Raw genomic sequence first — 13,099 nt, forward strand, 5'->3', positions numbered from 1 at the left:
CGCCGTGGCCTTCGACTCGATCTTCAAAGCCGACCTGTTCCAGGGGCAAACCGTGATTGTCACCGGAGGCGGCAGTGGCATTGGCCGCTGCACCGCCCATGAGCTGGCGGCCTTGGGCGCTCGCGTGATCCTGGTGGGTCGCAAGCCGGAAAAACTGCAGAAGGTCGCAGCGGAAATTGTCGAAGATGGCGGCGTCGCCCATTGGCATGTCTGTGATATTCGTGATGAAGAGGCGGTGAAGGCGCTGGTCACGCAGATTCTGCACGACCATGGCCCCATCCATGGCCTGGTCAATAACGCCGGCGGCCAATACCCCTCGCCCCTGGCCGCCATCAACCAAAAGGGCTTTGAAACCGTACTGCGCACCAACCTGGTGGGTGGTTTCCTGGTGGCGCGGGAAGTGTTCAACCAGTCGATGAGCAAGCACGGTGGATCAATCGTCAACATGCTCGCCGACATGTGGGGCGGTATGCCCGGCATGGGCCATTCCGGCGCAGCGCGCGCGGGCATGGATAATTTCACCAAGACCGCCGCGTTTGAATGGGGCTATGCCGGGGTGCGCGTCAACGCCGTGGCGCCCGGCTGGATTGCCTCCAGCGGCATGGACACCTATGAAGGCGCGTTCAAGGCCGTGATCCCCACCTTGCGCGAGCATGTGCCGCTCAAACGCATCGGCACCGAGTCGGAAGTCAGCGCGGCCATCGTTTTTCTACTCAGCCCGGCCGCGGCCTTTGTCAGCGGCAGCACGCTGCGCATCGACGGTGCCGCCAGCCTGGGCAGTCGGGCATGGCCGCTGCACAAGGCGCAGGCGCCGAGCCAACCCTTCAATGGGTTCCACCGCGCCTATCTGCCGGATGTGCTCAAGACGGAGCAATAACACGATGCCGACGATTGAAACCCTGGTCGATCCCCACAGCCCACAGTTCGCACAGAATCGCGCCGCCATGCTGGCCGCCATTGCCCAGTTGCATCAACTGGAACACAACCTGCTGGCCAAGGCTGAGGAGGCCAAGCCCAAGTTCGACAAGCGCGGCCAATTGCTGCCCCGCGAGCGCCTCAACCTGCTGCTCGACCCGGGCGCGCCGTTTCTGGAACTGGCCAGCCTGGCCGGCTACAAACTCCACGACGACAAGGACGGCAGCGCCGCCGGTGGCGGGCTGATCGCCGGCATCGGCTATGTCAGCGGCGTGCGTATGTTGGTGGTGGCCAACAACAGCGCGATCAAGGGCGGCACCATTTCCCCATCGGGCCTGAAGAAATCCCTGCGCCTGCAACAGATCGCCATGGAGAACAAACTGCCGGTGGTGACCCTCGCCGAAAGCGGCGGCGCCAACCTCAATTATGCCGCCGAGATTTTCGTCGAAGGCGCGCGCAGCTTTGCCAACCAGGCGCGCATGTCGGCGATGGGCCTGCCGCAGATCACCGTGGTGCATGGCTCGGCCACGGCAGGCGGTGCCTATCAGCCGGGCTTGTCGGATTACGTGGTGGTGGTGCGCGGCAAGGCCAAGCTGTTCCTTGCCGGGCCACCACTGCTCAAGGCCGCCACCGGCGAAGTCGCCAGCGACGAAGATTTGGGCGGTGCGCAGATGCACGCGCAAACCGCCGGCACCGCTGAATACCTGGCGGAAAATGATGCCGATGGCGTGCGTATCGTGCGAGAGATTGTCGGCCTGCTGCCGTGGAATGACCGGCAGCCGCCAGCGGTAAAAAACACCTATGCCGAGCCGCTGTACCCCATCGACGAGTTACTGGGGCTGATCCCCGATGATCCGAAAAAGCCCTACGACGTGCGCGAAATCCTCGCGCGCCTGGCCGACGCCTCTCATTTCCTGGAGTTCAAAAGCGAGTTCGACGCCCATACCGTCTGCGGCCATCTGCATATCCAGGGCCGCGCCGTTGGTGTGATCGGCAACAACGGCCCCATCACGCCGAAAGGCGCGAGCAAGGCCGCGCAGTTTATCCAGCTGTGTGATCAGAGCCGTACGCCGCTGCTGTTCCTGCACAACACCACCGGCTTCATGGTTGGCACCGAGTCCGAACAGCAAGGGGTGATCAAGCACGGTGCAAAGATGATTCAGGCGGTGGCCAACGCCCGCGTGCCCAAGCTCACGGTGGTGGTCGGTGGCTCCTACGGTGCCGGTAACTATGCGATGTGCGGGCGCGGCCTTGACCCCCGCTTTATATTCGCCTGGCCCAACAGCCGCACAGCGGTCATGGGCGGCGCGCAAGCCGGCAAGGTGCTGCGCATCGTCACCGAGGCCAAGCAGTTGAAGGACGGCCTGGTGCCCGACCCAAAGGTGCTGGACATGCTCGAACAGGTCACCGCGCAGAAGCTCGACAGCCAGTCCACGGCGCTCTACGGCAGCGCCAATCTGTGGGATGACGGGTTGATCGATCCACGGGATACCCGCACCTTGCTTGGGTTCCTGCTGGATATCTGCCATGAGGCTGAACTAAGGCAACTGCAACCGAACAGCTTTGGTGTGGCGCGATTCTAATCAGGAGAACAATAAAAATGATCTTCACCCAGGAACACCAGGAACTGCGCCGCACCGTGCGCGCCTTCGTCGACCGCGAGATCAACCCCCATGTCGACGAGTGGGAAAAAGCCGGGCGCTTTCCCATCCACGAGATCTTCCGCAAGGCCGGCGACCTGGGCCTGCTGGGCATTTCCAAGCCGCAGCAGTTCGGCGGCATGGGCCTGGACTACAGCTACTCCATCGTCGCCGCCGAAGCGTTCGGCAGCATCCGCTGTGGCGGCATCCCCATGTCCATCGGCGTGCAGACCGACATGTGCACCCCGGCCCTGGCCCGCTTCGGCTCCGATGAATTGCGCGAGGAGTTCCTGCGCCCGGCCATCAGCGGTGAACAGGTCGGCTGCATCGGCGTGTCGGAAACCGGCGCCGGCTCCGACGTGGCCGGGCTCAAGACCCATGCGCGTAAAGACGGCGACGACTATGTGATCAACGGCAGCAAGATGTGGATCACCAACTCGCCCAGCGCCGACTTTATCTGCCTGCTCGCCAACACCTCCGATGACAAGCCGCATATCAACAAGTCGCTGATCATGGTGCCGATGAACACGCCGGGCATCAGCGTCAGCCCGCCCCTGGAAAAGCTCGGCATGCACAGCTCCGAAACCGCCCAGGTGTTCTTCGACGACGTGCGTGTGCCGCAGCGCAACCGCATCGGCCATGAAGGCGCAGGCTTCATGATGCAGATGCTGCAGTTCCAGGAAGAACGCCTATTTGGCGCGGCCAATATGATCAAGGGCCTGGAGTACTGCATCGACAGCACCATCGAATACTGCAAAGAGCGCCAGACCTTCGGCAAGGCGCTGATCGACAACCAGGTGATCCACTTCCGCCTGGCCGAACTGGCCACCGAAATCGAGTGTCTGCGTGCGTTGGTCTACCAGGCTACCGAGCAGTACATCAAGGGCCAGGACGTGACTCGCCTGGCGTCCATGGCCAAGCTCAAGGCCGGACGCCTGGGCCGTGAGGTCAGCGACAGTTGCCTGCAATATTGGGGCGGCATGGGCTTCATGTGGGACAACCCGGTGGCCCGCGCCTACCGCGACGTGCGCCTGGTATCGATTGGCGGCGGTGCCGACGAAATCATGCTGGGCATCATCTGCAAACTGATGGGCACCCTGCCCGGTAAAAAACCATGAGTACCCTGCTGCTGGAAGCCCATAACGGCGTGCTGCATATCACCCTCAACCGGCCCGAATGCCGCAATGCAATGAGCCTGGCCATGGTCAAGGAACTGCGTGCAGTACTGGCGCAATTGGACAGACAGGTACGCGCCGTGGTGATCAGCGGTGCGGGGGGGCATTTCTGCGCGGGGGCCGATGTGAAGGACCTGGTCGGCGCGGGGGATCAGTTACACGCGTTGAACCGCGCGTTTGGCACCTTGCTGCAAGAGGTGCAAGCGCTGCCGCAGGTGGTAATCGTAGTGCTGCAGGGCGCGGTGCTGGGCGGTGGGTTTGGGTTGGCCTGTGTGAGCGATATTGCGATCGCCGAACACAAGGCGCAGTTCGGCTTGCCGGAGACCACCCTGGGGTTGTTGCCGGCGCAGATAGCGCCGTTTGTGGTCAAGCGCATCGGCTTGACCCAGGCACGGCGGCTGGCGCTGACGGCGGCGCGGTTTGATGGGGTCGAGGCTGGCCGTTTGGGCGTGGTGCATTTTGTCGAGCACGATGCCCAGGCACTGGCGCAGCGGCTGGATGAAGTGTTGGGGCAGGTATTGCAGTGCGCGCCGGGGGCCAATGCGCGAACCAAATCCCTGTTGCTGGCAAGCGTGGATGAGCCGCTTGATGCAGTACTGGACCGCGGGGCGCAGTGGTTTGCCGAGGCGGTGAGAAGCGAGGAAGGGATTGAGGGGACGCAGGCGTTTGTGCAGAAGCGAAAGCCGGGTTGGTCTCGATGACGCCATCGCAGGCAAGCCAGCTCCCACAGGGAACACATTTCAAATGTGGGAGCTGGCTTACCTGCGAAGAGGCCCCAACACACGCCACATCCAGTAAGGGATAACCCAATGCCCGCCTTCACCAAAATCCTGATCGCCAACCGCGGCGAAATCGCCTGTCGTATCCAGCGCACTGCCCAAGCCCTGGGCTACCGCACCGTGGCTGTGTACAGCGACGCCGACGCCCATGCCCTGCACGTGCAGATGGCCGACGAAGCCGTGAATATCGGCCAGGCTCCCGTACAACAGTCATACCTGAACATCGCCGCCATCCTCGACGCCGCCCGACGCACCGGCGCCGACGCCATCCACCCAGGCTACGGCTTCCTTTCGGAAAACCCCGACTTCGCCCGCGCCTGTCAGAACGCCCATATCGTTTTCATCGGCCCCAGCAGCGAAGCCATCGAGCTGATGGGCAGCAAGCGCCTGTCGAAGATCGCCATGCTCGACGCCGGTGTGCCCTGTATCGCCGGTTACCAAGGCAGCGCCCAGGACGACGCCACGCTGCAACAGGAAGCCGAGCGCATCGGCTTCCCGCTGATGATCAAGGCCAGCGCCGGTGGCGGCGGGCGTGGCATGCGCCTGGTACACCAACCTGAACAGCTGCTGGAGCAACTGCGCACTGCGCGCTCTGAGGCAATGAACGCTTTTGGCAGCGACGAACTGATTCTTGAGCAGGCCCTGATCGACCCGCGCCACGTTGAGGTGCAAGTGTTCGGCGATCGCCATGGCAACCTGATCTACCTGGGCGAGCGCGACTGCTCGATCCAGCGCCGCCATCAGAAAGTCATCGAAGAAGCGCCCTGCCCCGTGATGACGCCCGAACTGCGCCAGGCCATGGGCGACGCGGCGCTCAAGGCCGGGCGGGCGGTGAGCTACGTCGGCGCCGGTACCGTGGAGTTTCTGCTCGATCGCAATGGTCGGTTTTATTTCCTGGAAATGAACACGCGCCTGCAAGTCGAACACCCGGTGACCGAGCTGATCACCGGCCTCGATCTGGTGGCCTGGCAACTGCACATCGCCGCCGGCCAGCCTCTGCCGCTGGCACAAGCCGATGTGGTGCTGAGCGGCCACGCCATGGAAGTGCGCCTGTACGCCGAAGACCCGGCCCAGGGCTTCCTGCCGCAAACCGGTGACGTGCTGCGCTGGGAGCCTGCCGCCTGCGTGCGCATCGACCATGGCCTACGCGAAGGCGAAACCATCAGCCCGTTCTACGACCCGATGCTGGGCAAGATCATCGCCCACGGCGCCACTCGCGAAGAAGCTCGCCGAAAGTTGCTGCGGGCAGTGGAAGACACCGTGCTACTGGGTGTCACCACCAATCAGCGGTTTTTGGTTGATTTGCTCAAGCAGCCGGATTTTATCGCCGGCGAGTTCAGCACCGCCTTTATCGCCGAACGCTTCGGCCAGCTACCGCCCCAGGCGCCATCGACTGAACAGCTCAGCCTGGCCGCAGCGCTGTTTTACCGGCACAGCGCCGACCAGCATCCCCAAGGCCTGGCGGGATGGCGCAACACCGCCAATGTGCCGTGCACCTACCGCCTGGAGGTCAATGGCCAAACCCACACCGTGAGTGCCGACGACCTGCAACTCACCATCGACGGTCGCTGGGCCACCTGGGTGCTCAACGGCATCCGGCGGCGTACCGCCTACTACATCGACGATACCCAACTGTGGCTGCCCGGCGTGAAGGTGACCAACCGCACCCAGCAGGTCGCCAGCCGCCAGGTGGATGCCAGCAGTGGCACGGTCAAGGCGCCGATGGATGGCGCCATTGTCGATATCCAGGTCAGCGTCGGCGACACAGTCACCAAAGGCCAACTGTTGCTGGTGCTCGAAGCGATGAAAATGGAGCACCCGCTGAAGGCCGGGATCGACGGCATCGTCAAGGCGGTGCAGGTCATGGCGGGCGATCAGGTGCGCAATCGTCAGGTTTTGCTACAGATCGAATAACGCCCTAGGCGGAACTACAGGGCCGGGCTACGCTCTATCCCCATCAGAAAGGGACGAGTACGGGAACCTGCACCATGCCTCATTGGCTGATTATTGACCTTGAAGCCACAACGGATGACGGCGGTTGGCCCGTGACGGAGATGGAAGTCATCGAGATCGGCGCCAGCCTGGTCAACCGCCAGGGCCGCGAACTGGATCACTTTCAGCGCTTTGTGCGGCCACTGCGACGGCCGTTGCTGACGCCCTTTTGCCGCAAGCTGACCCATATCACCCAAGCCAATATCGACGCAGCCACACCGATCACCGAGGTGTGGCCGCTGTTCGAGCGCTGGCTGGGCCAGCACCAGGCACGCCTGGAAGGCTGGGCCAGCTGGGGTGATTACGATCGCGTGCAACTTGAACTCGAATGGCAGCGCCATGGCCTGTCCAGCGCCCTGGGGCAAACGCCCCATGTGAACCTCAAGCAACGCTTTGCCAAGGCCCGGCGCCTGGACAAACCACTGGGGCTCAATGGTGCGCTGCAATTGGCGGGAATGCAGTTCAATGGCCAACAGCATCGCGCCCTGGAAGACGCGCGTAACACCGCACGCCTGTTACCGTTGATTTTGCCGGTCTAGGCAGCTCCCGTGGGCTTGGGCATACTGGCCGACCTTTCCAGACCCTTTTTCCGAGGATTCACCCATGTTCAAAGTCAACGAGTACTTCGACGGCACCGTCAAGTCGATCGCTTTCGGCACTGCAGAAGGTCCGGCGACCATCGGCGTGATGGCTCCGGGTGAATACGAATTCGGTACCGCCCAGCGTGAAATCATGCATGTGGTCTGCGGCGCACTGATTGTCAAACTGCCCGACGCCGAGTGGGAAACCTTCGCCGCCGGCAGCCAGTTCAACGTACCGGCCAACAGCAAGTTCCAGTTGAAGGTCGCCGTAGACACCGCTTACCTGTGTGAATACCGCGGCTAAGTATCACCGGTAAACAAAAATGCCCGTCTCCAGCGAGACGGGCACTTTTTATTCCAGGACCGTCACCGGCATCCCGACTTCCAAGTGGCCGATGCCATCGTTGACCAGGTTCTGGCCGAACATCGTGCCCTTCTCGGTCTTGCGATAGGTCTCCAGCGTCGCGAAGGGTTCGCGGTCGGGGCTGCGCTCGCCGGTGCGGGGATCAATGGTGGTGAGGATGCAACGCGAGCACGGCTTGACCACCCGGAACTCCACATCGCCGATGCGCAAGCGCTTCCAGCCATCCTCGGCAAAGGCTTGGGCGCCTTCGATCACCAGGTTGGGACGAAAACGCAGCATCTCCATCGGGCGGCCGATCTTCTCACACAAGTCATCCAGGGAGCCTTGGCCGATCAGCAACAGCGGGTAGCCGTCGGCAAAGCCGACCTTGTCGTCATCCTTGCCGTAGCCGGCTTCGGTGGTGCGCGCACGTTCCAGGGGAAGCTGCACCAGGCGCGTAGGCTTGCCGATAAACTCGCTGACCCAGGCGGCCGCCTCATCGCCAGCATCGGGTACGCGCAGGGTGTCGCGCCAGATGGTCACGCCGCGCAGTTCACTGGCACCCTCCGGCAACGCCACCTCCAACGATGAGTAGCCCGGCGAACTCAAGGTCAGGCCGCCCGCGTCGCTCCACAGCGCCGACAGTTGGCTCATCTTCGCCACCGCCCGCTGCGTCAGGAACCGCCCACTGGCTTCGTCCACCAGCATCCAACGTCGATCCCCTTGCAGGCCGAGTTTATCCAGGCCGATGTGCTGCAAGGCTTCGGCCTTGCCGGATTTGAGGGGGTAACGGTACAACGCGCTGAGACGAAGCATGGGCCTGCCTTCCTGGGAAACAAAGTGTCATCCTAAAGTCAGGCGGGCACTTCGTCCAACATCAGTCGCTCGCGCACCACATCCACCAGCTTGTCCGGCTGGAATTTGGAGAGGAAATTGTCGCAGCCGACCTTTTTCACCATTGACTCATTGAAGCTGCCCGACAGCGAGGTGTGCAGCACCACATAGAGGCCGCGCAGGCGCGGGTCGTTGCGGATTTCGGTGGTGAGTCGGTAGCCGTCCATCTCGGGCATTTCGGCGTCGGTGAAGATCATCAGCAGCTTGTCGGTCATCACCTGGCCGCTGTCGGCCCAGGCTTTGAGCATGTTCAACGCCTTGAGACCGTCGCTGGCGATGTGCATCTTCACCCCCAACTGTCCCAGGGTATCGCGCAACTGCGACAGGGCCACGTTGGAGTCGTCCACCAGCAGCACTTCGCGACCACGGGCACGTTCGAGCACCGGGTCTTCGAGTTTTTCCCGCGAGACCTTGGCGTTATAGGGCACGATCTCGGCGAGGACTTTTTCCACGTCGATGATTTCCACCAACTGGTCATCGACCTTGCTGATGGCAGTAAGGTAGTGCTGGCGACCGGCGCTGGTCGGCGGCGGCAGGATGGCTTCCCAGTTCATGTTGACGATGCGGTCAACGCCGCCCACCAGAAACGCCTGCACCGAACGGTTGTATTCGGTGACGATGATGGTGCTGTTGGGCCCCGGCACCAAAGGGCGCATACCGATGGCCTGGGACAAGTCGATCACCGGCAAGGTCTGGCCCCGCAGGTTGACCACCCCGCACACGAATGGGTGGCGCTGGGGCATCAGGGTCAGCTTGGGTAACTGCAGCACTTCCTGCACTTTGAACACGTTGATCGCGAACAACTGCCGACCGAAGAGGCGGAACATGAGAATTTCCAGGCGATTCTCACCCACCAATTGCGTGCGTTGATCTACCGTGTCGAGAATGCCGGCCATTAAAAGCTCCTGGTGTACACGCCGCAGGCGCGTTGAGAGGGTGTGCAGTCGTATAGGTACATTATCGGCGGCAAGCGCCGGACCTTGACCCCAATAAAATGCCATGTAAATCCATTGATGCCACACTGACATCATGCTTTACTGCTTCGGCCCTTAATACTGTTTCAAGGCGCCGTGCGCGACAGTCGAACCGACGTGCAGTTCCACCATATAGGGGGTTCCCCTATACGCAATCAGGCCCAACCTGATATTCGCGATATCTAATAGCCATTAATGTGACGCCATTCTCATTGCATGAATGGAGTCAGGCTTTTGTTTGCCATCCCCAGCCCTTGGCCCACGGGCCTTTCAGGCACTCACGTATCGGCAACTGAAGTCGTGTCATCCCGCACCCCAGGGGCTACATACGACTTTCGTGAGCATTTCAATAAACGTCCTACTGAAACATCGGAAGCGACCTACAAGTCCAAGTCGTATTTCAGCGCTAGTTTTAAGCCATTCACCCGGTGCGACATCTCATCACCCGACCTTACGTTGCGGAGACTTGCATGATGAATAGCGCAAACGAATGGCAAACAGCACTTCTCGCATTTCTGGGCGAGGCTCAACTGCTTCTGGGCAAATCCGAAGAGTGTTTGAGCCATCTGCATTTGATCCGCAACGACAGCGACGCCATCGACTGCATGAAAGCCAGCTTGGCCAAACTGGCTGAAAAAGCCGATGGCCTGGCGCTGCAGGCAATCAGCGAGTTCTCGGGGCATCTGCAAAATCTGATCGCCAATGCCCAAAGCCCTCTGCAGTTGCATGACGAGGCGCTGGACGCGCTGCATGACTGCCTGACCCTGCTGGCCTGGCAACTGGAACTGATCGACACCCGCACCGGTGAACTGAGCCTGGATGACAGCGAGCAAACTTCATTGATCGCAACGGTTGCCTTGCAGATCCCGCAAAAGGATTTGAGCCGTACACCGCCGCAGCAGCTGCATCATGGGTCGTGAGCGTCGTGCAGGTCGTATTTAACTGCCGAGTTATCTAAAAACGACCGGCTTGGACGCAATGGGAAAATATCAATTAGCCATCAATGTAATAATTATACAAACCAACTTCGTTAATACAACTTTCCGCTTTCAACTCTGGGATTAACGGCCAGAGTATTTGTGTGGGCCATAAACCAATCAGGCGACCAACGGTAAGCGGGGTGGTACTATGCCCCGCTCGAAGTGATTTAACTTCAACATGCTTAAAGACGATTTGGCAGCGCACTCCAAACAGAGCCCGGTCAACCGGCCTCACCGCAGTGAACCCTCATTGGCTCCATCCGCTATGTACGCGAGTTTCAAGTCACTTATCGCCAGGTCCGTGTCCCGCAGCCATGTGCGCCGACTCACCCTTGCGCTGTGCCTGTGCTCATTGCTGGGCAGCCTGTGGGCCTATCTGCAGGACGCGCCGCTGCCGTTGCCGATCCTGCTGCTCAACTTCGCCACGCTGGTGGTGGTGGGGCTGCAACAGTGGAATTCGCGCAAAGCCATCAAGTTCGAGCCCCAGGAGCTGGCCGACCGCTTGCTGCAAGTGCAGGAGAACGAACGCCACCGGCTCAGCCGCGAACTGCATGACGATATCGGCCAACTGCTGACCGCCGCCAAACTGCAAAGCGAATGGTTGCAGCGCCGCCTGCCCCCGGACCTGAACACCCATTGCACGGTGCTGTGCAATACGCTCAATGAAACCCTGGCCAAGGTGCGCGACGTCTGCGCCATCCTCAACCCCCGCCAACTGACCAGCCTGGGCCTGGAAGCCAGCCTGCGCGCGCACCTGCTCAAGACCCTGGAAAACACCCAGGTGTGCTGGAGCCTGGAGTGTCAGCAACGGCTCACCGGCATCCCCGAAGAAGTGGCCGTGGCGGCCTTTCGCATCACCCAGGAAGCGGTGACCAACATGCTTCGCCATGCAAAGGCGCGCAACCTGCTGGTGCGCCTGCAACGCCTGCCTGAAGGCCTGTCGCTGATGATCTGCGATGACGGCCAGGGGTTCTCGCCTGCCCCCGACCCGGGCCGGGAAGGCCAACGGGGCATGGCCGGTATGTGCGAACGGACACACCAGCTGGGGGGCACCTTTTCCATCAGCAGCCAGCCTGGCAACGGCACCCGTATCAACGCACTTTTCCCCTGGGCGCCCCGCGCTCTCGAACGGGCCAGCGCCCCTAAGGTTCTCGAGTGACCTGCAATTTACTCCTGGTGGATGACCACGCACTGATTCGCGCCGGTGTGCGTGCGCTGATTCTGGATATTCCCGGCTACAGCGTCATCGGCGAAGCCAGCGATGGCGCACAACTGCTGGCGCAATACAGCGCCTTGCAGCCGGATATCGTGCTGCTCGATCTGTCGATGCGGCACACCGGTGGGCTGGATGCCTTGCAGCAACTCAAGCGCTTTTACCCCAACTGCAAGGTGCTGATTCTGTCGATGCACACTGAACCAGACCTGATCATGCGCGCGCTGGAGTCCGGAGCCCACGGCTACCTGCTCAAGGACACCACCGCCAACGAGCTGGAACATGCGCTGCTGGCCCTGCGTAACAACGAACGCTACCTGAGCCCCGCCATCGCCCACACGGTGATCAACCAGGCGCTGATCCGCAGCCAGAGCCCCAGCGCCCCCGTTGCCCACAGCCATAACCTGACGGCGCGGCAACTGGAGATTTTGCGTTTGATCGTACGTGGCAAGTCCACCCGGGAAATTGCCCATGGCCTGGGCTTGAGCATCAAGACAGTGGAGGCCCATCGCTCGCAGATCATGAAGCGCTTGCAGATTTTCGACGTGGCGGGCCTGGTGTTATTCGCCGTGCGTGAGCAAATCATCAGCCTGGACGACTAACGGCGAACCCAGCGGCAGATGCACGCGAAGCGCCTTGGGCAACGCTTCGAAATGCAGGTCGTCGCCTTCCAGCGGCTCGCCATCGAGGTTGATGTACAAGCCTTGGGCGACCTTGATATTGACCCATGGCAGACGTGCGCGAACGAACATGGTGTCCAGCCCCCAGCCATTGTTCATCAATTCACGCAGGGTGCCGACCACTTCCTGGGGGGCTGGCAGGATGCTGACGTCGAGCAATCCATCATCGGCCAATGCGCCGGGGCACAGGACATGCCCGCCACCGGCCTGGCGACCGTTGCCGATACCCAGCGCGAGCAGCTCGCCTTTCCAGTGGAAATCCGGGCCTTCCAGCTCCCCGTAGGCGGCCTTCAATTCACTGAAGCGCGACAAACCGGTGAACAGGTAGGCGGCGCCGCCTAGGACTTTCTTCAGGTCTTCGGAGGTGTTGGCCGTGACCTGGCTCCCAAAACCGCCGGTGGCCATGTTCAGGAAGATCTGCCCGCCCACCTGGCCGAGGTCGATGGCCTTGGGCTCGACGTCAAGCAACGCCAGGGCGCCGGCCGGTTCCAACGGCACGCCCGCGGCCTTGGCAAAGTCATTGGCGGTGCCCAGGGGCATCAACACCAGGCTGGCGTCGGCCTTGGCCAGCGCCATGGCCTCGGCCACATCGCGCAGCGTACCGTCGCCGCCGCCGGCGATGATATGGGTGTAGCCGTCAGCCAGGGCTTCATCGACCAGCCGCTGGGCATCACCACCCTCCCACGTCACCCGCACCGCCAACTCCCAACCCTGCTCACGTCGGGCCAGCACGGCGGCACGCACGTCCTCGTTCAGGGCTTGTTTGCCGTGAAGGATCAACAGGGCTTTGGGGGTAGTCATTTGAGGGTATCTCCTGGGTCAAGGTGCTTGAAGGATGTTGACCCTTGGAGAACGGGAAAAGTCTGTGGCTGGAGAAAAATTGACTGATGATCAACAGGTGGGAGGGGGCAACCTCCAATGTCCACTGTAGGA

At 61.6% G+C, this 13,099-nt stretch carries 13 protein-coding genes; 10 read left to right on the top strand and 3 right to left on the bottom strand.

Features of this window, described 5'->3' with window-relative positions; all coding sequences use genetic code 11:
* The first annotated feature begins 4 nt into the window (after positions 1-4).
* From E4P01_RS04160 to E4P01_RS04190, 7 genes are all read left to right on the top strand, one after another.
* Complete coding sequence (locus tag E4P01_RS04160) at positions 5-877, top strand: SDR family oxidoreductase (protein ID WP_103733698.1); 873 nt, start codon at positions 5-7, stop codon at positions 875-877.
* A gap of 4 nt (positions 878-881) precedes the next feature.
* The gene (locus E4P01_RS04165) at positions 882-2,498 is read left to right on the top strand and encodes an acyl-CoA carboxylase subunit beta (protein WP_078821955.1); all 1,617 of its coding nucleotides are present in this window, start codon (positions 882-884) and stop codon (positions 2,496-2,498) included.
* 17 nt (positions 2,499-2,515) lie between these two features.
* The gene (gene atuD, locus E4P01_RS04170; protein ID WP_148852721.1) at positions 2,516-3,673 is read left to right on the top strand and encodes a citronellyl-CoA dehydrogenase; all 1,158 of its coding nucleotides are present in this window, start codon (positions 2,516-2,518) and stop codon (positions 3,671-3,673) included.
* Positions 3,670-4,431 carry an enoyl-CoA hydratase-related protein gene (locus E4P01_RS04175; protein WP_216091899.1) on the top strand — a complete coding sequence of 254 codons (762 nt, stop codon included), beginning with the start codon at positions 3,670-3,672 and terminating at the stop codon, positions 4,429-4,431. The genes atuD and E4P01_RS04175 overlap by 4 nt, the downstream gene beginning before the upstream one ends.
* Before the next feature lie 108 nt (positions 4,432-4,539).
* Positions 4,540-6,423 carry an acetyl/propionyl/methylcrotonyl-CoA carboxylase subunit alpha gene (locus E4P01_RS04180; RefSeq protein ID WP_216091900.1) on the top strand — a complete coding sequence of 628 codons (1,884 nt, stop codon included), beginning with the start codon at positions 4,540-4,542 and terminating at the stop codon, positions 6,421-6,423.
* Positions 6,424-6,497: 74 nt separating this feature from the next.
* Positions 6,498-7,040: an exonuclease domain-containing protein gene (locus tag E4P01_RS04185; protein ID WP_005790007.1), complete on the top strand. Its 543-nt coding sequence runs from the start codon at positions 6,498-6,500 to the stop codon at positions 7,038-7,040.
* 64 nt (positions 7,041-7,104) lie between these two features.
* A complete protein-coding gene (locus E4P01_RS04190) occupies positions 7,105-7,386 on the top strand; it encodes a pyrimidine/purine nucleoside phosphorylase (RefSeq protein WP_032880083.1) in 282 nt (93 codons plus the stop codon).
* A 48-nt stretch (positions 7,387-7,434) separates the two neighbouring features.
* Here the strand turns inward: E4P01_RS04190 and E4P01_RS04195 are convergent, their stop codons facing one another.
* Both E4P01_RS04195 and E4P01_RS04200 read right to left on the bottom strand, forming a co-directional pair.
* Positions 7,435-8,241, bottom strand: a complete 807-nt coding sequence (locus E4P01_RS04195; protein ID WP_216091901.1) for an MOSC domain-containing protein — start codon at positions 8,239-8,241, stop codon at positions 7,435-7,437.
* Positions 8,242-8,279: 38 nt separating this feature from the next.
* A complete protein-coding gene (locus tag E4P01_RS04200; protein WP_005790014.1) occupies positions 8,280-9,215 on the bottom strand; it encodes a chemotaxis protein CheV in 936 nt (311 codons plus the stop codon).
* 548 nt (positions 9,216-9,763) lie between these two features.
* Here E4P01_RS04200 and E4P01_RS04205 point away from each other — a divergent pair.
* The 3 genes from E4P01_RS04205 (at position 9,764) to E4P01_RS04215 (ending at position 12,088) form a co-directional block, all read left to right on the top strand.
* The gene (locus tag E4P01_RS04205) at positions 9,764-10,213 is read left to right on the top strand and encodes a hypothetical protein (RefSeq protein ID WP_216091902.1); all 450 of its coding nucleotides are present in this window, start codon (positions 9,764-9,766) and stop codon (positions 10,211-10,213) included.
* Positions 10,214-10,538: 325 nt separating this feature from the next.
* On the top strand, positions 10,539-11,432 hold the full coding sequence (locus E4P01_RS04210; RefSeq protein ID WP_032880081.1) for a sensor histidine kinase: 894 nt from the start codon (positions 10,539-10,541) through the stop codon (positions 11,430-11,432).
* Positions 11,429-12,088 carry a response regulator transcription factor gene (locus tag E4P01_RS04215; RefSeq protein WP_005790019.1) on the top strand — a complete coding sequence of 220 codons (660 nt, stop codon included), beginning with the start codon at positions 11,429-11,431 and terminating at the stop codon, positions 12,086-12,088. The genes E4P01_RS04210 and E4P01_RS04215 overlap by 4 nt, the downstream gene beginning before the upstream one ends.
* Here the strand turns inward: E4P01_RS04215 and yegS are convergent.
* Positions 12,047-12,967, bottom strand: a complete 921-nt coding sequence (yegS, locus tag E4P01_RS04220) for a lipid kinase YegS (RefSeq protein WP_032880078.1) — start codon at positions 12,965-12,967, stop codon at positions 12,047-12,049. The genes E4P01_RS04215 and yegS overlap by 42 nt on opposite strands.
* Between the last annotated feature and the right edge of the window lie 132 nt (positions 12,968-13,099).

This window comes from Pseudomonas sp. NCIMB 10586, from assembly GCF_023127895.1.
GTDB lineage: Bacteria > Pseudomonadota > Gammaproteobacteria > Pseudomonadales > Pseudomonadaceae > Aquipseudomonas > Aquipseudomonas synxantha_A.